18 protein-coding genes are annotated in these 22746 nt (G+C 30.4%); 12 read left to right on the plus strand and 6 right to left on the minus strand.

Annotated features, from left to right (window positions below):
* Window positions 1–113: 113 nt before the first annotated feature.
* From ABV008_RS14505 to ABV008_RS14520, 4 genes are all read left to right on the plus strand, one after another.
* Window positions 114–827, plus strand: a complete 714-nt coding sequence (locus ABV008_RS14505) for an ABC transporter ATP-binding protein (RefSeq protein WP_352420551.1) — start codon at window positions 114–116, stop codon at window positions 825–827.
* Window positions 820–2418 (plus strand): permease-like membrane multi-spanning protein, encoded by a 1599-nt coding sequence (locus ABV008_RS14510; RefSeq protein ID WP_352420552.1) that lies wholly within the window; start codon window positions 820–822, stop codon window positions 2416–2418. Before ABV008_RS14505 ends, ABV008_RS14510 begins: the two co-directional genes overlap by 8 nt.
* Before the next feature lie 509 nt (window positions 2419–2927).
* Entirely contained in the window at window positions 2928–3719 is a 792-nt protein-coding gene (locus tag ABV008_RS14515) for a polysaccharide deacetylase WbmS family protein (RefSeq protein WP_352420553.1), read from the plus strand.
* Between the two features lie 39 nt (window positions 3720–3758).
* The gene (locus tag ABV008_RS14520) at window positions 3759–4445 is read left to right on the plus strand and encodes an acyltransferase (RefSeq protein ID WP_352420554.1); all 687 of its coding nucleotides are present in this window, start codon (window positions 3759–3761) and stop codon (window positions 4443–4445) included.
* Between the two features lie 63 nt (window positions 4446–4508).
* Here the strand turns inward: ABV008_RS14520 and ABV008_RS14525 are convergent, their stop codons facing one another.
* The 4 genes from ABV008_RS14525 to ABV008_RS14540 all read right to left on the minus strand — a co-directional run bounded on the left by ABV008_RS14525 (window position 4509) and on the right by ABV008_RS14540 (window position 10334).
* A complete protein-coding gene (locus tag ABV008_RS14525; protein WP_352420555.1) occupies window positions 4509–6017 on the minus strand; it encodes a hypothetical protein in 1509 nt (502 codons plus the stop codon).
* Window positions 6018–6070: 53 nt separating this feature from the next.
* The gene (locus tag ABV008_RS14530) at window positions 6071–7342 is read right to left on the minus strand and encodes a nucleotide sugar dehydrogenase (RefSeq protein ID WP_352420556.1); all 1272 of its coding nucleotides are present in this window, start codon (window positions 7340–7342) and stop codon (window positions 6071–6073) included.
* A gap of 24 nt (window positions 7343–7366) precedes the next feature.
* Window positions 7367–9169 carry a glycosyltransferase family protein gene (locus tag ABV008_RS14535; RefSeq protein WP_352420557.1) on the minus strand — a complete coding sequence of 601 codons (1803 nt, stop codon included), beginning with the start codon at window positions 9167–9169 and terminating at the stop codon, window positions 7367–7369.
* Window positions 9170–9434: 265 nt separating this feature from the next.
* Complete coding sequence (locus ABV008_RS14540; RefSeq protein WP_502929793.1) at window positions 9435–10334, minus strand: AraC family transcriptional regulator; 900 nt, start codon at window positions 10332–10334, stop codon at window positions 9435–9437.
* A gap of 163 nt (window positions 10335–10497) precedes the next feature.
* Here ABV008_RS14540 and ABV008_RS14545 point away from each other — a divergent pair, with 163 nt between their 5' ends.
* From ABV008_RS14545 to ABV008_RS14560, 4 genes are all read left to right on the plus strand, one after another.
* Entirely contained in the window at window positions 10498–11790 is a 1293-nt protein-coding gene (locus ABV008_RS14545; protein WP_352420559.1) for a dicarboxylate/amino acid:cation symporter, read from the plus strand.
* 191 nt (window positions 11791–11981) lie between these two features.
* Entirely contained in the window at window positions 11982–12578 is a 597-nt protein-coding gene (locus ABV008_RS14550; protein ID WP_352420560.1) for a GNAT family N-acetyltransferase, read from the plus strand.
* 226 nt (window positions 12579–12804) lie between these two features.
* The gene (locus tag ABV008_RS14555; protein WP_352420561.1) at window positions 12805–13722 is read left to right on the plus strand and encodes a DMT family transporter; all 918 of its coding nucleotides are present in this window, start codon (window positions 12805–12807) and stop codon (window positions 13720–13722) included.
* Between the two features lie 273 nt (window positions 13723–13995).
* Window positions 13996–15183, plus strand: a complete 1188-nt coding sequence (locus tag ABV008_RS14560; RefSeq protein ID WP_352420562.1) for a coenzyme F420-0:L-glutamate ligase — start codon at window positions 13996–13998, stop codon at window positions 15181–15183.
* A 70-nt stretch (window positions 15184–15253) separates the two neighbouring features.
* Here ABV008_RS14560 and ABV008_RS14565 read toward each other — a convergent pair whose 3' ends face one another.
* Window positions 15254–15865 (minus strand): DNA-3-methyladenine glycosylase, encoded by a 612-nt coding sequence (locus ABV008_RS14565; protein WP_352420563.1) that lies wholly within the window; start codon window positions 15863–15865, stop codon window positions 15254–15256.
* 203 nt (window positions 15866–16068) lie between these two features.
* On the opposite strand from ABV008_RS14565, the gene msrC reads away from it, so the two are divergent.
* On the plus strand, window positions 16069–16566 hold the full coding sequence (gene msrC, locus ABV008_RS14570; RefSeq protein WP_352420564.1) for a free L-methionine (R)-S-oxide reductase MsrC: 498 nt from the start codon (window positions 16069–16071) through the stop codon (window positions 16564–16566).
* Between the two features lie 31 nt (window positions 16567–16597).
* On the opposite strand, the gene ABV008_RS14575 is transcribed toward msrC, so the two are convergent.
* The gene (locus ABV008_RS14575) at window positions 16598–18211 is read right to left on the minus strand and encodes a DEAD/DEAH box helicase (RefSeq protein ID WP_352420565.1); all 1614 of its coding nucleotides are present in this window, start codon (window positions 18209–18211) and stop codon (window positions 16598–16600) included.
* A gap of 247 nt (window positions 18212–18458) precedes the next feature.
* Between ABV008_RS14575 and mnmA the strand changes: the two genes are divergently transcribed.
* From mnmA to sdaAB, 3 genes are all read left to right on the plus strand, one after another.
* Window positions 18459–19547 carry a tRNA 2-thiouridine(34) synthase MnmA gene (mnmA, locus tag ABV008_RS14580; protein ID WP_352420566.1) on the plus strand — a complete coding sequence of 363 codons (1089 nt, stop codon included), beginning with the start codon at window positions 18459–18461 and terminating at the stop codon, window positions 19545–19547.
* Between the two features lie 91 nt (window positions 19548–19638).
* Window positions 19639–21909, plus strand: coding sequence for an ATP-dependent Clp protease ATP-binding subunit (locus ABV008_RS14585; RefSeq protein ID WP_352420567.1), 2271 nt, complete (start codon window positions 19639–19641; stop codon window positions 21907–21909).
* A gap of 159 nt (window positions 21910–22068) precedes the next feature.
* A complete protein-coding gene (gene sdaAB / locus ABV008_RS14590) occupies window positions 22069–22746 on the plus strand; it encodes an L-serine ammonia-lyase, iron-sulfur-dependent subunit beta (protein ID WP_352420568.1) in 678 nt (225 codons plus the stop codon).

The following is a 22746-nucleotide window of genomic DNA, read 5'->3' on the forward strand; positions in this document are numbered from 1 at the left end:
TCCATGGCTTTGGGGCTTTTGGGGGTTATTGCAATTTCCAACGCCTTTAGTATTTTATTACTTTTTTGTTGTAAGAAAAAATAAATTGAGGCATAAAGAAAGGAAGATGTAAGATGCTTAAAATAGATAAACTTTCAAAATCATATAAAGGTGGTAAGAAAGCAGTAGATAACTTAAGTTTAAATATTGATAAAGGAGATATTTATGGATTTATAGGTCATAATGGTGCTGGAAAGACTACAACAATTAAATGTATTACAGGAATCTTAGATTTTAATGAAGGAGATATATTTATTGACGGAATGTCCGTAAAAGAAAATCCAATAGGATGTAAAAAGATTATGGCATATATTCCAGATAATCCAGATCTATATGAGAATATGACAGGAATACAATATTTAAGCTTTATTTCAGATATATTTAGTATTTCCAAAACAGTTAGAGAAAGAAACATTGAAAGTTATTCTAATGCATTTGAGCTTACAAAAAACCTAGGAGATTTAATATCATCATATTCTCACGGAATGAAACAAAAGCTTGCAATTATTTCTGCACTAATACACGATCCAAAGATTCTTATTTTAGATGAGCCTTTTGTAGGACTTGATCCTAAGGCAGCTCATATTTTGAAGGAGTATATGAAGGAAATGTGTGAAAAAGGCAGTGCAATATTTTTCTCTACTCATGTCTTGGAAGTTGCAGAAAAGCTTTGTAATAAGATTGCAATCATTAAATCTGGAAAGTTAATTGCTAGTGGAGAAACCCAGATGGTTATAGGTGATAGTTCACTTGAACAATTATTTTTAGAGGTGACTGAAAATGAATAATACTATATTACTTATTAAGACTAGTCTTATTAATTCCTTTGGATTAAATAGATTTTTAAAAGAATCCTCTAAATCAGAAAAAACAAAAATGATTTTTATAGGGGTCGCAATTTTATGGGCAGTTGTAGCTGTATTTGCATCTAGCATCGCTTATTTCTATATGATTTCAGATGCCCTAATACAGCTTGATGCTTTATCTATACTTTTAGTCATCTCTTTTATTAATGTAAGCCTTGTATCATTATTTATGAGTATTTATAAAGCATCAGGCTTTTTATTTTCATTTAATGACTATGATTTACTTATGTCATTACCTGTAAAAACATCAGAAGTACTCATGAGTAAGCTGTTGTTGTTATATGGTACAAACTTAACTGCTTCTATTATTATGGGATTTCCTTCATTGTTGGTTTATGGGAGAAGGTCGTCTAGCGGACCTATGTATTATGTTTTTGCGCTTATGGCTATGGTTTTTATATCATTTATTCCAATGATAATCGGAGCTACATTTTCTTTTGCTTTGGGTAAAATATCTACAAGATTTAGGTCAACAAATATAGTTATGATATTAGGTTCATTTATTTTGATTATATTATTAATGATAGGCTCTAATTTAATAAATAATATATCAGCTGAATTCATACAAAATATTACTGAATTGATGGACAGTATATCAAAGGTATATTTCCCAATTAAATTTTATACTAATGCATTGGTTAACATTGATATTGTTTCCTTGCTAGTATTCATGTTTAGTGCAATAATTCCTCTTGTACTATTTGTTTTGATATTTGCAAAGAGTTTTAAAACTATTAACTCTAAGATGAATGAGAGCTATAAAGTAGCCAATTATAAGATGACATCACTAAAAGTGTCATCGGTACTTCAAGCACTCTATAAAAAAGAAATCAACTTCTACTTTTCATCATATATATATGTTCTAAATACTGCAATGGGTGTTGTAATGATGACTATTTTTACTATAGGTATAGCTGTATTTGGTGGAGAAAAGGTGTCTCAAATATTAGACTTACCTATGATAAGTCAATTCTTAGTTCCTGCAACTACAGCGATTTTGTCCTTAAGTATATGCTTAACATGTACAACGGCTTCTTCAATATCTCTTGAGGGAAATAATCTATGGATATTAAAATCATTACCTATAAAGCCAATAGAAGTATTTAAAGGCAAGATATTAATGAATTTAACAATTATACTTCCAGCTTTATTTATTAATACTCTAATTTTGGCAATATCATTTAAAATGACTTTATTATCTTATATACTATTTTTAGTTACAACAACTCTATACGCTTTTTTAATCTCAATGGCAGGAATAATGATAAACCTATATTTGCCAAAGCTTGAATGGAAATCTCATATGGTAGTTGTAAAGCAAAGTGCAAGTGTTATTATTTCAATGTTAGCAGGCGCAATATCAGTGTTTATTCCTATTTTATTATTTGTTTATATTAAACCAACAGATTTTAATCTATTTTCAACTATTATAATACTGTGCCTAACAACTATAAATATATTATTGTGGACAACAATAAGAACTAAGGGAATACAAATATTTGAAAAGCTGTAAGTAGGAAATGTCCTATTTAAGAAAACTATATTTTAGTATAGTATGAGTACATACCTACTTTTTATCTGTATTATACGGTGCCTTTAGCACATCAGTATTAAATATAATAATAAGCATTGTGATATTTATTTTATTTGTCTCAACTGCATATTCTTGTTTAGAGGGTAAGAACTAGTTCTTACCTTTTTTATATTTTATAAGCTATGACATTTACACAGCTTAAGAATATAATATATTGAAATAAATAATACCGATAGCTTTTGGTTTACAAGGAGAGATAATTATGGAGAAATAGGTGAGCTAGGAATGGACATTGCAATGACCCTTGTCCTCTTTTCTACGAAAAAGATACATCAGATTTATATCAAACTATTGTTGAATATGCTATGCATTTATATGATTAATCAACTTTTTTTGATTGTATAATGTAACGCAAAGCTTGTTTATCCATAAAATATATAGTAATAATGGTAAGAGTAGATTTTAAATTGACAAAGTGGTGAAAAAAGATGAATATGATGCATAAGGCTGTAGTCAATCTAAGAAAGTTGTGGATTAATGAGCCAGTATTTTCATTTACTATTGATGTAGATTGGGCCTCGGAAGATGCAATCAAGTTTTGCTATAGATTATTTGAAAAGTATCAGATTCCTGTTACGTTTTTTTTAACTCATTCAAGCAAATTTCTAACTGAGAAAATAGAGAAAGGTAAGATTGGAGCAGGAATACATCCAAATTTTATTAAAGGAAGTAATCATGGTAACTCCATAGAGGAAGTAATTAACTACTCTATGAAGTTATTACCAAAGGTTGAATGTTTTCGATGTCATAGATATTATGATGTAAATGATGTAACAGAAGCTTTTTATAATCTAGGAATTAGATATGATTCAAATTTATGTACTTTTTTAGATAAGGTAAATCCATTTGTTCATAGGTCGGGAATAATAAGATTCCCAGTATATTTTGAGGATGGAGCCTATTTATTGCATAAGCAGAATTTACTTTTCAATGAAGTTAAGACAGAGCTTTTTTCTTCAAGTGGGTTAATGGTAATAAATGTCCATCCTATGCATTTGGTAATGAATACACCTAATTTCCAATACTCTAGAACTGTTAAGGATAGTCTTTCAAGACAAAAGTGGAATTCATTGAATTATAATGACTTTTATGGGCTTAATTTTAAAGGACTAGGAATTAGAGATTATATTATTAATTTACTTGACTTTGTAAAGGAAAATCAATTCAAAACATATACTCTACATGAATTATATAAAAGGGTAGGAAGAGCTAATGTTTAGTCTGAATGATGATTAGAAATATGAGAAAGTAGGATAGATATGATAAGTGAAACTGTTAAGAGGGGATTAAATGTGTCAATAGGAGAAAATTGCATTATTGGTGAAAACGTAATTATTCATAACAATGTAACAATATATGACAATACAGTCATTGGAGATAATACTGAGATTTTTGATAACGTAGTATTGGGAAGACCACCAAAGAGTGCTGGCAACTTAGTCCATAAATTAAAGAATAAGTACCCTAATCTAATTATAGGAAAAAATTGCATAATTGGAGTTGGTTCTGTAATATATATTGGTACTGAACTAGGAGATAATGTACTATTAAGCGAGTATTGCTGCGTTAGGGAAGAGTGCAAAATTAAAAATTACGCTGTCCTAGGAAGGCATGTTACAGTAAATCATAGTGTAACTATAGGTAAAAGAACAAAAATTATCGACAAGGCAATTTTAGGTTCATATGTTACTGTTGAAGATGAAGTTTTTATTGGACCAGGTGTAATATTTACAAATGATAATAGTATGAGACTGATAGGAGAACAATTAGGAAAAGAATCAGGACCACATCTTAAAAAAGGATGTAAAGTAGGAGCAAATGCTGTATTTTTACCAGGTGTAATAGTCGGAGCGAATGCAATTGTAGGGGCTGGTGCAGTAGTTACTAAGGATGTACCCGATGGGGAGTTAGTAATGGGTATCCCCGCTAGAATAGTAGAAAAATAATACAACGATATTATTGATTTCAAGGAAGAAGTCAATAATATCGTCATTTTATTTATTACGTATTTATTTATTGATGTTTTCTAATTTGCTTAAATTAAAATTTCCATGATTTTTGCTAAATATATTTGGAATTTCACATTTTACATTATAATCCACTTTACATACATCATTGCCTTTATAATAATATATTAGAGATTCCTTAAATACGCTTAAGTGATGGGTGACAATTTTCTTTATTATATCAGCATATGGAAGGTTAAGTTGATTAAAAGCAGGTCCTATAAAACTTTCATGTAAAGGAAACTTTTTGTTTCCATATCTTGATTTTAGTAGCATAAAATTATTGAAAGCTTTATCAGAAGTTCTATTTCTCACATACCCAGGATCGATAGATGCGATAGCATGACATACGGACTCGAAGTGTACAGAAGCACTAAATGAACTAACCCAAGGATAGTTTTCATGTTTCTCAGTTAGTGGTATAAGATTTCTACTATTTTCCAACAAGTTTCTAATATATTGACCTTCAGAAAAGAAATAATTAACATTAATATATTTTTGATCATTTTTGTAGCATAAGCTGTACAATACATATTCTGCACATTTACGACAATTTTGACACCATCTTCTATTTGGATTTCCAATAGACTCACACATTGAAATATATTTTGTCATGTGTGGATAGCGTTCAGTAATTATTTTAAAGGCTGCTGGACCAGATAAGAAATAACTTAAATTATTAATTGAAAAACTTGTATTATAATAATCATTTGTTCTTTCTGATAGATAGTAGTCATACTCTGGCCTTGAGCGTTTAAAATTAAAATCTGGATCATTAGTTTCGTTGTCAGATATTCTATAAGATGAAAATTCATTTGTATGTGTCAATAATTGAACATCATATTTTATAATGACAGGAAGGGCAGGACCTGTGAATAATGAAACATTTGGAATTTGTATTTTAGTGAAATCAGTTAATATTGCTGCAAAATCAGAGATGATTTTTTGTATTTTAGTATTCAAGTCTCTTTTTAGAGGAGTTAGCATAAAATTATCTCTTCTTTTATCTACTTTCGACATTGCATCTTGGCTCCAGCTATAAACATAGGAAATCAGAAGCACATTATTTATACCCAGTATTTCAGCAAGGAGTGAATAGGCATAAGTAGAGTCTTTTCCCCCACCAAAAAGAACTGCAGCTTCGTAGCTTTTGCTTGTAGAAACCTTCTTCTTAACTTTTGAGAGTAATGACTCTTTATAAGATTTTTCTGAAATAGGGTATATGGTTATTTTACTTGCCTCATGAAAGTTTATCCAAGTTTCTGCAACATGTTTAGGAATACTTTTAGGAAACAAAAATAAACTTTCTTCATCTATGGAATTAACTATTGGAACCATAAGAGATAGAAACACACTCCAGAAAACGTCTATGGGTAAATCTTCAATATTTAGTCCTTGATATTTAATATGGAAGGTATTTTTATTAAATACGGGAATATGTTTATTGGAATTCCACTGAAATATAACAGTATCATTTAATATCTCAGGGTTTCCAATTTTTAAAATCATCATTCTATATACCTCCTTATAGGATGGTTATATTTCTAACTTAAAAAATCGAACAACTATACACTATTAAATTTATACATATTGCCAAAGTTAATAATAAGCATAGTTTCTCTATCATATATATTTTTATCTATGATATTCTTTGTATCAAAGATTATAGGCGTTTTCATCTGTTTTGCTATCTTGTCATAAGCAATGTCTTTAAACTCTTGGTGATCAGCTAATATTAAAATCAAATCAGCTTCTAGTATTGACTCTTCAATTGTACAAGTTTGCATAGACTTGCCTTTAGCCAAAGGTTCAAAAATAGATATGTTATAGCCTTTTTTATTTAAAAGCTCAATTATTTTTAATGCTGGACTTTCCCTAATGTCATCTGTATTTCCCTTATATGAAATTCCCCAAACTGCAATTTTAGGATTGTGTATATTTTTTAAGAGAGCATTAACTTTAGACACTATAAAATTTGGCATACTAAGATTTATTTCTCTTGCCATAGAAATAATATTGGCCAGTTCAGGAGACTTTTCTATAAGAAAATAGGGATCTATTGGTATACAATGCCCGCCTACACCTGGCCCTGGATTGTGAAGATAAACGCGTGGATGATTATTTGCAAATTTTATTACTTGTAATACATCTATGCCAAGCTTATTGCATATTTTGGCTAGTTCATTAGCAAGTGCAATATTTACATCTCTGTAAACATTCTCTACTAGCTTTGTCATTTCTGCAGTATCAGTGTCAGTTGTTACAATTTCTCCTTTTACAAAACTAGAATAAATTTGTAAAGCTTTTTTTTCACATCTAGGGGTAATTCCTCCTATGATTCTATTGTTGTGTATAATTTCATTAATAATATTTCCTGGCAACACTCTTTCCGGGCAAAAAGCTAAATACACATCTTTTCCTACTGTTAGACCATTTTTTTCTATTAGTGGCTTAATAACTTTTCTAGTTGTAGTTGGTGGCATAGTAGATTCTATTATAATTATGTTACCTTTTTTTATATATGGAGTTATTGAATTAATAGCAGAAAGCACGTAGGATAAATCACAGGTATTGTCATTTTGCATTGGTGTTGGTACACATATTATGAACCCGTTACATTCTACAGGACTGTTTTTTAATATAAGAGATTTAGTAGAAATTAATTCACTTAACATATCAGCAAGATATGGCTCTTTTATATTTAATTTTCCTTTTTTAATTGAATCTAAAATATCTTCGTTTATATCTACTCCAATTACTTTATAACCATTTAATGCTAGCATTACTGAAGTTGGTAGCCCTATATAGCCAAGCCCTAATACACAAATTTTTTTCATAATACCTCCCCCGTCAATCTATACTTAGACTGTTACAAAATCTTTATAATCTTCTGTTTGAGCTATAAGAACACAATTTTTTAGATACTTTTTTTCATCAAATTGCCATGTGTTTTGGTTGTTCTGAGAATGCCTTAAATAAGTGTGATTAAATCTATCCGTAGCATAAACTTTAAATCCATTTGCAGCACAATCTTTTAGAAACTGTGTATCTTCACCTTGATTTTTGTGTGAAAATCCAAATTTATTGAATATTTTTCTATTTATAACCATAGTGGGTCCAGTAACATACTTAACGTAACGGTTTTCCATTCCTGAGAACCTAATTGCAAGTATTTTAGATGACTTAAAATAAATGTATGATGCTAATTTACCAACAACATCTGCATCAACATATTTAAAAACATTCATTGAATCTAAGAGATAATTAGAACCGTAATAATCATCGTCGTCAAATTTAGCAATATAGTCAGAATTAGATTTTTCAATTGCATAGTTTAAGCATTCTCCTAAAGTCTTTTTTTCGTCAAGCTGATATATTTGAATGTTCTTATATCTATTCGCTTTTTTCTTATAAACTGAAATATCCAATTCATTATTATTTAAAACTATTATAAGTTCTTTATTTTTGTAATTTTGAGTGTCATAATTATTAAAAATATTATCAATACAGTTATATCGATTTGTGCAAGTGACTATTGAGACACTAGGATCATCTGATTTCTGAAAATCTGGATATACTTTGCTAAGAATTTCTTCAATTCTGTGTTTGTACGTGTGATTGGAAAAGATTTCTCTTTGGCCTAATAGAGACAATCTGTCTCGGAGATTATCATTTTCTAATAACATATTTATATAAAAATCTACTTCTTCTTGACTTTTGCAGATTTTAACAATGTTTGGAAACATTTTTTCAATGCCAGATGAATAACTACTTATTACATTGGTTCCACAACCTAACAACTCAAAGACTCTTCTGGAAAACATAGTAGGACTATCCTCACAGGAATTAACATTCAAAAAAACATCATATTTTTTATAAGTATTTACCATTTCCTCATATGGTAAATCTCCTATAATATATGGAGCATATTTATCTGGGAATTTAAGACTTTTACTTTGATTATTAAATGCTCTATCATATATATGCAAACCATATTTAATGGCAGGCTTTAATAACATATCTGTATGGTGAGATCTATTTCCATGACCTATATCACGCCATGTTCCCGCAAAAGCAACTTTACCTAATTTATCTTGATTTCTATTTATCGGATTGTGTATTTTAGGTTGAGCAGCAAAAAGAAGAGGGTATACATTATCATGGCCTAAAATTTCCCTATATTTTTCTACACAGTTTATATCAGTAGTAAAGACAAAATCAAAAAGCTTTGCAGTATTTTTAAAAAAGTTGAAGTTACCTGGATCTTCCTTATTCCAAAACACAGTAGGAATATTGTTATGGTTACACCATTTAATTAATTTTTCTAGGGATTTATCTTTTGAAGTGCCAAGATTTGTGATTTTACCTTTCCATGAACCTTTGTTGCCATACCATGCAGATTCAACTAATAACAAATCTGGTTTCTGTTCCTTTAATTGTTTTAACCAGCTTTCATATATTAAAGGGATAATAATAAATTCATGTCTAAAACATTGGTAAGAAAAATTGTCTAATATTGTAGCTATTTTTATAGATTTTATATTTTCATAAATCTTTTTCGAGTTAAAATTTATTTTTTTATTTAACTTGTTATAAAATTTTTTGTCTTGAAAAAGTCTTTTAAAAAAAACTAAATATGCTTTGCTTATGGGTTTACTTTTCATCATATCACCCCATTTAAGAGTATTAATTTGAGGAATCACCCTATAATTCAAGATTTAAACTAATTGAGAATAAAACATTAGAATTACTACAGTAGTATAATTAATTAAAGGGAGAAAAAACCATATATATGAGATTGTACTCAACAATTAAGGAGACATTTTCAGATTTAACCTAATTTAATATATGTATGTAAGTTATTGATGTTACAGTGAATACTAGGTTTTTATGAAATTTATAAAATTAAAGAGTTAGAATAAATCAAAATTAAGAATGCCTATTGGAATTATAAGAATTATCGAGTTCTAATATAACCTTTGAGTAGTTTTTTGGGGAAAGTCCAAATGTTTTTTTAAAAGCTCTTACAAAACTGGAATAGTCGCCAAAACCACATCCTATTGCAATGTCTGACATTTGTTTTCCTTTTTTTATAAGAGACTTGGCCAAAATCATCCTTTTTTGTTGTATATAACTGTGGATAGTGTAGCCAGTTTGAGTTTTGAATTTGTGCATAAGATAATATTTACTAATATAGAATTTCGAAGAAATATTTTCTATGGACAAATCACCATTAAGATTTTCATTTATATATCCTAATATGTTTTCTATTCTTTCATCAAATTCGATATCTTCTTCTCTGGCATTAACGTTTTGTCCGAGAAAAAATCTATTAAGATAAATCATAAGTTGAAGAAATAAAGAATTTTTTAATATTTTGCTACCAAAAGTAGTATCTTTAGAGGCATCTTCAAGTAAAACCAAGGTATGCTTAACACTACCAATATTATTAGGATTTAAACGCATAAGGCTTATGTTGTGCTTTGATGATAGCTCGAAACAGCTAAGCAGATTATTATCATCTCTATTATGCATCTCTAAAAATCTTGAGTTGACCCATATTATTATTCTTTCATAGGTTTCATAGGGACTTATTATTGCTTTATGAACGTCATTGCTATTTACAAAAAGTATGTCCCATGGCTTAAGCTTATAGGCCTTCCCTTCTATGAGATAAGTCACATTTCCAGAAATAAAAATGACTATTTTATTAAAATCATGATAATGAAATTCGAACTCCATGTTTTTTTTATCCTTCAAATGAAAGTACTCAAAATCTTCATTGAGATATCCTCGGCTTATTTTTAGTTCCACATTGCTATCCTTCAAAACTATCATCTCCCTGTTTTTTTCTATTCTTTCTTATATAATATAGCAACTTTTGCAATGTTTCAAGCATTATTAGCAATATATATAGCAAAAAATAAATATATAATAAAGTTAAATACATAACATTTTAAGAATCAAATATTAAAGAAAAGGAGAGGGGTAAATGGAATTATTGAAGACTTATAAATCTTCCATTGTAATGATTGTTTTTGTGTTAATCGGGGGAATTGTGGGAGCTGTAATGGGTTCCAAAGCATCTATACTTGAGCCTTTTGGTAATTTGTTTTTAAATCTAATTTTTACTATAATTGTCCCCTTAGTATTTTTTAGTGTAACATCCGCTATTGCAAACATGACAAACATGAAGAGATTGGGAAAAATTTTGATAAACATATTCATAGTATTTACATGTACAGCATTCATAGCTGCTGTAATAGGCCTTGTGGGAGCTTTAATAATAAACCCCACTAAAGGTATAGATAGTGGAATTATACAAAAAATGATAGCGCAGGCAAGTGGTGAATTATCTATTAGTGAACATGTTGGACCATTACAACAACTAGTTAACACTTTTACAGTATCAGACTTCGTATTATTATTTTCAAAGAAAAATATGCTTCAACTCATTGTATTTTCCATAATTTTTGGAACTTCCATAGTTGCAGTAGGAAAAAAAGCCGAACCTTTTGTTAAGTTTTTGGATTCAGGTGCTGAAATATTTATTAAAATGGTGAATATAATAATGCATTTTGCTCCAATAGGTCTTGGATGCTATTTTGCTTCGGTTATTGGACAACTGGGAGCTCAAATATTAGAGGGATATTTAAGAGTATTTATCCTATATCTGACAATAACAGGAATTTATTATTTTGGAATGTTTACCCTATATGCTTTTATCGCAGGTGGTAATGCTGGAGTTAAATTATTTTGGAGAAATGCTTTGGAACCGTCAGCGACAGCTTTGGCTACCTGTTCCAGTGCAGCATGTATTCCAGTTAATTTGAAAAGCACAAAAAAGATGGGTGTCACAGATGATATTGCAGAAACAATAATTCCACTTGGAGCTAATACACATAAGGATGGTTCTGTAATTGGAGGGGTTTTAAAAATAGTTTTTTTACTGGGTTTATTTGGAAGAGATGTAACTAGCTTTAAAGCAGTAGTTGGGATAATATTCGTATCATATTTGGTAGGTGCTGTTATGGGAGCTATTCCAGGTGGAGGAATGATAGGTGAAGTATTAATAATAAGTGTTTATGGCTTTCCACCAGAATCTTTGGCTATAATAGCTGTAATAAGTACAATAATAGATGCTCCAGCAACTTTGCTTAATTCAACAGGAAATGCAGTATGTGCTATGCTAGTAACCAGACTAGTAGAAGGAAAAAAATGGATTTTAGATATGCTTGAATCAAATGATAGCTTAGATACACAAATAATAGAAAGCAGAAGGTAATAACTCTGTATATAGTACTAAATAAAAGATTAACTCAGATTTAATTAATATAAATAGTAATATATTGTAATAGTAATAAGAAAAGCAGTTAAATAAGAATTAAACTAGAAAAATCAGGTTTGAGTTTTTCCAATAATATGTATAATATTAGAGTATACTATATTAAATAAATTATGTTAGAGGTGTTTTTTATGAACTCAAAAAGTTCAGATGATGAAGATAGTGAAAGTGAAAATAATAGTGATAGCGATTCCCATTATAATAAGTCAATTTTAAGGCTATCACATTATAAAAAGGAGATTATGATTAATATTGCTAATGAATATGGAGAAATTGGCTATATTAAAGGAGTTCTATTGAACGTAGACAATATTTTCAAGGAACTAAAATCAGATGAAGTCTTGAAAGTTCTTGAATTTACAGACAAGGAAGAGGAGGAGGAAATTAAGACCTTCTATATTCAAGTATTATCAAAGGAAAATTGTAAAGATAGTGCATTTTATATTACAGAGCTTTTTATTGAAAAGGAATATAGAGGTAATGGAATAGGTAGAAAAATATTTGAGCAATTGCCTAAGTTTTTAGATAGAAATATTGCAGAGCCTATATCATGTATATATTTAATGCCTGGACCTTTAGAAAGAATTAATGGAGAAGTTGAATATATAATGAATCCAAAAGATAAAGAGATGGTTTTTCTAAAGCAAAGACTCATAAGGTTTTATGAGTCCGTGGGATTTAAGAGAATTGGAGAAACTGATTTTTATTATAGAGAAGAAGCAAGTTAATAATACCTGAGTTGATTCTCTTTGAAATTCACAATTTTACATCAAAAACAAACAATTATAAAAGCCAAATATCAATATGATTGGGAGTTTACAGCCTATTTGAATTTTGAATAGGCTGTTTTATTTTTGTAAATATAGTATAATAAGAAATTGTAGGTTTTGTTTATTAAATGTAACAATTAATAAAACAGATAATGGGTACTTAATAACAAAAGGAGAGATGTAATTGAGAGATAAAAATGAAGCGATTTTTACCAAAACATATATGGTTATGATATTAGGGTTGATAAGTTGTTTTTTATGGGGGAGTGCTTTTCCTTCTGTAAAGATAGGTTATCAGCTTTTTGGTATTGGAGCTAATGACACTTTTGAAAAAATAGTTTTTGCAGGCTATAGGTTTTTTCTATCTTCAATAATGATATTTGTTTTCTGTATAATTACAGGAAGGTCATTAAAAATACAAAAAGAAGATACTTATAAAGTTGGATTTTTAGGCCTTATACAAACAGCATTACAATATGTATTTTTCTATATAGGGCTTTCAAATACTAGTGGAACAAAAGGTTCAATACTTGCTGCTACTACTACATTCTTTAGTGTTATTCTTGCCCATTTTTTCTATGCAGAAGATAAGTTGAGCATTAAGAGAATAGTTGGAGTAATATTAGGATTTATTGGAGTAGCTGTTGTTAATCTAAAAGGCGGTGCTTTTCAAGGCGGTTTTAAACTTACAGGAGAAGGATTTATAATTATTTCTAGTTTAGTAGGTGCACTTGCAGGTATATATACAAAAAAAATTGCAAAAAACATATCACCCTTTATGATTTCAAGCTATCAACTGTTTATTGGTTCAGTAGTATTAATGCTTGCAGGATCTTTAGGTGGAGGGAACGGATTAAACTTTACTTTAAAAGGTTCAATATTGCTTCTATATTTAGGTTTTATATCAGCAGCGGCTTTTTCTCTGTGGACGATTTTATTGAAATATAATGGTGTAGGAAAGGTTTCTATATATAAATTCTCTGTACCTTTATTTGGTGTATTTCTTTCATATATTTTTCTAGGAGAAAGACTTCTAGGCATAAATGTTATATTAGGAGTTATTTTTGTTTCCTCAGGAATAATATTGATAAATAAAGAATAAGAAGCTTTTATTGACATAATTAGAAATATGGAATTTACTTAGATAAGAACAGCTTATACAAAGGATTTTTATCAAAAAAGAGCAAATAATATGTGAATCTATCTTTATGAAAACAATGATAGATTCACTTTTTTTATAACGAAGCTTTGTTTTCGGAAATATAATAATATTGTAATGCAAACAAAGTATTATGGTAAGAATATAAGTGTAACTAATTTCAAAAATAATAGTTTATATGCTTCTTTGTATAGATTCTTAAGAGGAGGTTTTATTATGGGAAGAAGAGTGGGTACAACAGTAAGGGGAATTAGGGCACCTATTATTAAGGAGGGAGATGACCTAGTAAATATAGTGGTAGATTCTATTCTAGAAGCAATGGAATCAGAAATTTTTCATATCAATGACAGAGATGTCATAGGTATAACTGAGTCTTTAGTAGCAAGGGCACAGGGAAACTATGCAACAGTCAAAGATATAGCATGTGACATAAATCAAAAGTTTGAAGGCGATGTAGCAGTTCTTTTTCCTATATTGAGTAGAAATAGGTTTTCACTTATTTTAAAAGGTATAGCAATGAGTGGAAGAAAGATTTATTTGCTTTTAAACTATCCATCGGATGAAGTAGGAAATCATCTTATTGATGTAGATGTAATGGATGAATTAGGGGTTAATCCTTATACAGATGTTCTAAGTGAAGCAAATTATAGAGAACTTTTTGGTCCACAAGTAATACATCCTTTTACTGGAATTGATTATGTAAATTATTATAAACAACTTGCTTCAAATAATAATATAGAAGTAATTCTAGCTAATGACCCAAGAGTAGCATTAAAATATTCTAAAGAAATATTAGTTGCTAATATTCACGAAAGAAAAAGAAACAAGAGAATTTTAAAGGAAGCTGGAGCAGACATTGTTTATGGATTAGATGATATTTTAAATGAACCTATAAATGGTAGTGGTTTCAATGCTGAATATGGGTTGCTTGGTTCAAACAAAGCTACAGAAGAAAAAATAAAGTTATTTCCAAGAGATTCTCAAGATTTTGTGTATAAAGTCCAAAAAGCAATAAAGCAAAGAATCGGAAAGCGTGTAGAGGTAATGGTATATGGTGATGGAGCTTTTAAAGATCCAGTCGGGAAAATATGGGAGCTGGCAGATCCAATAGTGTCACCAGGATATACTGATGGGCTTAAAGGAACGCCAAATGAAATTAAGCTAAAATATATTGCTGACAATGAACTTGGAGGACTTAAAGGAAATGAAAGGATTGAAGCTATGAAGAAAAAGATAAGAGAAAAAGGAGCAAATCTAATAGGAAAAGCTGAGACTTTAGGAACAACACCGAGACAACTAACAGACCTATTAGGCAGTTTATGTGACCTTACTAGTGGTAGTGGGGATAAAGGTACCCCAATAATACATATTCAAGGATATTTTGATAGCTATGCAGTAGAATAGTAAGAAAAAAGCAATAGGAATTTTTGGCTTTAATTTTTCATGATTACAAATTTCTATTGCTTTTTTAATTTTATGGCATACTAACAAATTTATTGTTCTTTATATAGAATCTCCAGGGAAAATCTTTTGCTTCTTCAGCATAATCTATACCTATTCTTTTAGTTTCAACTATATGAAAATCTTCTTGTATTCCAGAACATATATACAATTTATTTCCGGTTAAATCCTCATCATTCATTTCCTTTGTTATCCCAAGGGCTTGACATAGCTTTCCAGGACCATTAGTTAAGCCTATGATCTGGGATTTTTTTAATTGGTTAAAAGACTTTTTAAATCTATTTATTGCCATTGTTTCCATGCCTTCTATTGGCTCTAAAGCTCTTACAAGGACTGCTTGGGCTATTTCCTTTTCTGCTGCCACCACATTAAAGCAATTATACATACCATAAATTATATATACATATGCATGTCCTTCTTCTCCATACATAGCTTCTACTCTCGGAGTTCTTTTACCATTATAGGTATGAGCAGCTTTATCATTGAACCCCATATAAGCTTCTGTCTCAACTATCTTACCAACTAGTTTTTCGTTATTGGTATTAAATATTAAGTACTTGCCTAACAAATCCTTTGCTAGAACCAAAGCACTTTTTCTATAAAAACTTCTTTCTAATTTATCCATAAACTATTCCTCTCTGATAAGTTATTTGAAATATTAAAGATTTATAAAAAATATAGCTAAAAATAATATTTATATTATATAGCTATTATGGCATTCTAATATATAAAATATTAGTTAACATATGTACTAGATGATATAATGAAAGTTAAGTGAAGATAACTTATACTATTATACTATATTAATCAATGAATGGAGGAAAATTTATGATTAAGCTTGAAGGTGTTGAAAGAATGAATGATAAACAGAGACTTGAATATTTACTTCTTGCTCTTGAAGGGCAATTAAGCTCTGAAATAGATGTATTAGCCAATATTTCCAATGCAACTGCTTTAATATATGCAATAGTAGATAGACTAAATTGGGCAGGCTTTTATTTTATGCGAGGAGATGAACTAGTTCTTGGTCCTTTCCAAGGTCTTCCAGCATGCAACAGAATAAAGCTCAATGCTGGAGTATGTGGAACAGCCGCTACAACTAAAGAAACTCAGCTTGTGCCCAATGTACATAACTTTCCAGGACACATTGCTTGTGATTCTGCATCAAATTCCGAGCTTGTGATACCAATAGTGAAGAATAGTAAGGTATACGGAGTACTTGACTTAGATAGTCCGGAACTTGAAAGGTTTACAGAGCTTGAAGCAACATATTTTGAGAGATTTGTTGAAAAGCTTAATTTGTATATTGATTGGGAAGAAATATAAAACCCTCCATTTTAGAGGGCTTTTAAAATATTTACTTCCTATTAGCTTTTTCTATAGTAACTTTTTTACCTTTTATTCTAAAGCTTTTCGATGGCGCCAATACCTCTTGTACATATTCTAAAGGTATATCTACAAAAGAAAACTTGTCAAATATATCAATAGCACCGATTTTCTTACCAGGAAGGCTAGTTCTTGAAGCAATGGCTTCTACTATGTGCCTAGGCTGTATTCTATCTTTACTTCCCATGTTAATAAATAGTCTTGCCATTCCTTTTTCTGCACCAGTTTCTTTATAGTCCAAATTATCTTTATCAGCGAAATCAGTTTTACCGTTTTCGGTAATTATTGATTTAAGGAGTGCAGCAGCTACATCTACTGTAGTTATATAGTTATTGTGATTGTCTACATTAACTTCTTCAAGAACCCTATTAATATAACTTACATATTTAGACAGGTTATTTTTTATCAACATAGCTTTTAGATCATTAATGACATTGTTGACTTTACTTTCTTCAATATCAGATAAGGATGGAGGAGTCATAAGATTAATTTTTGACTTTGTATACCTTTGTATGTCTTTCAGTCTATAAAACTCTCTACCAGATACAAATGTAAAAGCCCTACCTGTTTTACCAGCTCTACCGGTTCTGCCTATTCTATGGACATAATACTCTTCGTCATTTGGAATATCATAGTTGAAAACTGCTTCAACATCATCTACGTCAATCCCACGAGCTGCAACGTCAGTTGCGACTAAAATTTCAATTGCTCCGCTTCTAAACCTTGACATTACCCTGTCACGTTGTGATTGCTTCATATCTCCGTGTAGAGCCTCTGCCATATATCCACTAGATTGAAGGCCAGATGTTAGCTCATCAACTCGCTTTTTAGTGTTGCAGAAAACAAGCGCTAGTTTGATACCTTCTTTATCAATAATCCTTGAAAGAACATCAAGCTTTGCTGATTCTCTAACCTCTAAGTAGTATTGTTCAATTCTTGGCACAGTAAGCTCTTTATGAATTGCTTTGACTAGAACAGCATTTTTCTGATACTTCGAAGTTAAATCCATGATTTCTTTAGACATAGTTGCTGAAAAAAGAACAGTCTGTCTATCTACTGGTATTTTTTCAAGAATTGCATCAATGTCTTCTCTGAAACCCATGTTTAGCATTTCATCAGCTTCGTCTAACACTACCATTTTTAGTTCTGTTAACTTAATTGTGCGTCTTCTCATGTGGTCCATTAATCTTCCTGGTGTTCCTATAATAATCTGAGGACGTTTTTTTAGAGCAGCTATTTGACGTTCTATTGGTTGACCACCATAAACCGGAAGAATCTTAATACCTTTTTTATATTTGGACACATTTTTCAACTCTTCTGATATTTGTATAGCAAGTTCTCTTGTAGGACTTAAGATTAGTGCTTGTATGCTCTCATTTTTTGGATCTACCATTTCAATGGCAGGGATTCCAAAGGCACATGTTTTACCTGTACCAGTTTGAGCTTGACCGATAATATCCTTTCCATCCATTATGTAAGGAATGGATTGAGACTGTATTGGTGTTGCTTCTTCAAAACCCATTTCAGCAACTGCTTTTTCTATCTCTGGAGATAGATTTAATTCTGTAAATTCTAAGTTTTTCATAATTCTTTTTCCTTCTCTATATATTTTTTAAATACTAGTATAAACAAAAATAATTTAATAATAAGTAAAACTCATAAATTCATAAAATTTCCTGTTTAAACCATATTAATTATAAGTGATTTCATTTACAATAGCAACTAAAATTATTATATTTATATTTTACCCTTCAAACATTTCATATATTCAACATATGTGTATGTTATAATAAAGTTAAGAAATGCTTAAATATATATAGAAGGGTGGTTAAATGAAGATTAGCCAAGATAAAGTAGCAGTAGGCTTAAGTGGTGGAGTTGATAGCACTGTTGCTGCCTATTTATTAAAAAAACAAGGTTACGAAGTTATTGGAATAACTATGCATCTTTTTAATGAGCTCGATGAAAAAGGAAAAATAAAAGAGCCTCAATTTATAAAAGATGCTAAAAATATAGCAAAGCTTTTGGGTATTCCCCATTACGTATTAGATTTAAGACAAGAATTTGAAACTACAGTTAAAAATGAGTTTATTAATGAATATCTCAATGGAAGAACTCCTAATCCTTGTATTACATGCAATAAAAAAATTAAGTATGGAAAGCTACTTGAAGCTGCCAATGATTTAGGTGCTTACTATATAGCGACAGGACATTTTGCAAATATAACATATGATAAAGAACTAAAAAGATATCGCATATTTACTGGCAAAGCAAATAGAAAAGACCAATCATACGTACTCTATTCTCTTACTCAAAATCAACTTAAACACGTAATATTACCTTTAGGTTTATTTAAGTCTAAGATAGAAGTAAGGGAAATAGCAAGCAAGATAGATGAAAGAATTTCGAGCAAATCTGATAGTATGGGAGTATGCTTTATTCCAGATGGAGATTATGGAAAATATATTTCAAAAGAGAAGCCTCAATTAGTCAAAAAAGGGAAATTCGTAGATATTAATGGAAATATTATTGGTGAACATAAAGGCATTGTAAATTATACAATAGGACAACGCAGAGGATTGGGGGAATATTTCAACAAACCTATGTTTGTAATAGAAATAGATGCTAAAAAAAATGTAGTTGTCCTTGGAGATGACGAGGACACGTATTCAAAAGGTTTGATTGGTAAGGATGCAAATTTTACTCTTTTTGATGAGCTAAATGGAGAAATTCAAGCTGGAGTCAAGGTATGTCAATGGGGTTGGCTTTTACCAGCAACTATTATAGGGCTAGGAAATGGAAAGATAAAAGTATCTTTTCATAAAAAAGAAAGAGCTATTGCACCTGGTCAATCTGTAGTGCTTTTTAAAGGAAACGAGATTATCGGAGGAGCCAAGATAGAATCTGTAATAAAGAATTGATTAAATACTAATTAACTTGTTCAAATAAGGGTATAAAATATGATATACTAAAAGAATATTGTATTTCCATTAGAAAGTAGAGGTGGTAAAGGTGAAGTTGTGTTCTATTTGTAAGAAAAATATTGCTGTTATGCTAACTACAAAAATAGAAAATGGGAAAACTGAGGTCACAGGTATATGTATGGAGTGTGCAAAAAAATTGGGACTACCTGTAATGGATCAGCTTATGCAGCAGATGAATATGAAGCCTGAGGACCTAGAAAATATAACTAACCAAATGAATAATGTTTTTCAAGATATTGATATAGAAAAAGTGGATACAGAGAACCCACTTGCGAGTTTATTAGGTGATATGATATCAGATAAAGAACAAGATTTTGAGTCAAAAGCGAAGAATGTAGATTCGGAAATAAAAGAAACTGAATCTACACTAAAGAATGAAAAAAAGTCCCGTAAAAAGAAAAAGAAGTATCTAGATACTTATGGGACAAATCTAACAGACAAAGCAATAGACAAGCAGATAGATAGAATTATAGGACGAAATCGAGAAATAGATAGGGTAATTCAAATATTAAATAGAAGAACAAAAAATAATCCTGTGCTTATTGGTGAACCTGGAGTTGGGAAGACTGCAATAGCAGAAGGTTTGGCAGTTAAAATAGCTGAAAAGCAAGTTCCTGCAAAATTATATGACGCAGAAGTATATCTTCTTGATTTAACTGCTATTGTAGCAGGCACACAATTTAGAGGGCAATTTGAAGGACGCATGAAAGCTATTATCGATGAGGCAAAGAATCTTGGTGATATAATTCTAGTTATTGATGAAATCCATAATATTATGGGCGCAGGAGAAGTCCATGGTGGAGTTATGAATGCTGCAAACATTCTTAAACCATCCCTTGCAAAAGGAGAAATTCAGGTTGTTGGTACTACAACATTAGAAGAATATAGGAGACATATAGAGAAGGATTCTGCATTAGAAAGAAGATTTCAACCTGTTCTAGTTGAAGAACCAACTGTTGAAGAAAGTATTGAGATTTTAAAAGGAATAAAAGGATATTACGAGGAATATCATAAAGTTCAAATATCTGATGAAGTAATAGAAGCTGCAGTAAGGCTTTCTGAAAGATATATAACTGACAGATTTCTACCAGATAAGGCTATTGATGTTATTGATGAAGCTGGCTCAAGAGTAAATCTTAAGAATCAAGGTTTTATTGAACTTGAAACATTGAGAGCAGAACTAAAGAGGGTACAGGAATTGAAAGAGGCAGCTGCTACATCTGATAATTATGAGAAAGCAGCAGAATATAAAATGGAAGAGTTTAATATAGATGATAAGATTAAAAAACTAGAGAAATCATGCTCTGAAGTACAAGTTACTGTCGATGATGTAGCTTATGTAATAGAAGCATGGACTAAAATACCTGTTCAGAGAATTACTAGCGAAGAAGCTGCTAAACTTCTAAATCTTGAAAAGATTTTGCACAAAAGAGTTATTGGGCAACATGAAGCTATAGTTAGCTTATCTAAAGCGATTAGAAGGAACCGTTCAGGTTTTAGAAGAAAGAAAAAACCTGCATCTTTTATATTCGTGGGGCCTACAGGAGTAGGAAAGACTGAACTAGCCAAAGCACTTGCCTGCGAATTATTTGGTAGCGAAGAAGCTATGATACGTGTAGATATGTCAGAGTTTATGGAAAAACATACAGTCTCAAAGCTTATAGGAGCACCTCCTGGATATGTAGGATATGATGAGGGAGGACAGCTAACTGAAAAAGTTAGAAGAAGACCATATTCAGTTATCCTACTTGATGAAATAGAAAAGGCTCACCCAGATGTATTTAATATGCTTCTACAGATATTAGAAGATGGAAGACTTACTGACAGTCAAGGAAGAACTGTTTTCTTTGAGAATACTGTTATTATAATGACATCTAATGCAGGTACTAGCTTTAATGTAAATACATTTGGATTTGCAAGAGAAGGATATATAGACATAGAAAATAGAGTAAAGGATGCATTGAAGCAAACTTTTAGGCCGGAATTTCTTAATAGAGTCGATGAGACTATAGTATTTACACATTTATCTACAGAAGAGCTTCGTCAAATTGTTGACCTAATGCTCAAAGAAGTAGTAGAAGACGTGAGAGAAAAAGAAATGAATATTCATGTATCAGATAAAGCAAAAGACTTTTTAGTAGAAAAAGGATACGATCAGAAATATGGAGCTCGTCCTTTGAGAAGAGCTATTCAAAAATATATCGAGGACGAGATAGCAGAATTATATTTAAAAGATGAGTTTAGAAGTGGTTATACCATTAATGTGAACGTGGAAAATGAAAATATAGTTGTTAAATAGGCTGCTGAAAAATTCAGCAGTTTTCTTTTGAAACATGATAAATACTATTGAAAGAGTAAATATTTTATGGTAGAATTCGAGAAAATAAACTAAGACTTATTTAGTGGAGTTTTTACTCTCTGAAATAATAAAACTCAAATAAGGAGATTATGAAAATCTATGAAAGAATACAGTGTATTTGATATACTAGGACCAATCATGGTTGGTCCCTCCAGTTCTCATACTGCAGGTGCTGCTAGAATAGGAAAAGTTGCAAAATATATTTCTGGCGATGATTTTAATTCTGTTACATTCTATCTTCATGGATCTTTTGCCAAAACTTATAAGGGGCATGGTACTGATAAAGCTTTAGTGGCAGGAATTCTTGGGATGGAGCCATATGATGAAAGATTAAGAAATTCTTTGAATATAGCTGAAGATAAAGGTATAAAGGTTTCATTTGTGGAAACAGATTTAGGTAATCAGCATGAAAATACTGTAAAAATTGTTTTCAACAAAAATGATGGAAGTAAAACCGAAGTAATTGGATCATCTATTGGTGGTGGGAACATAATAATTACAAATGTAGATGGTTATAATGTTAAGATGACGGGAGATCATCCTACTTTAATTGTTACTCAGAACGACAAAAAGGGAGTTATTAGTAGTGTTACTGCTGTTCTTTCACAGAACAATATAAACATAGGAGTCATGAAAGTTAAGAGAAAGAAAAAAGGTGTAGAGGCTTACATGATTATAGAAACAGATGATGATATCACTGACGATGTAATAGAGCAACTTAAAAACACTGAAAATGTTCTAGAAGTAAAAGTAATAAATCCAGTTAAGAAGAGGTGA

This window comes from Proteiniborus sp. (assembly GCF_040308045.1).
Taxonomy (GTDB): Bacteria; Bacillota; Clostridia; order Tissierellales; family Proteiniboraceae; genus Proteiniborus.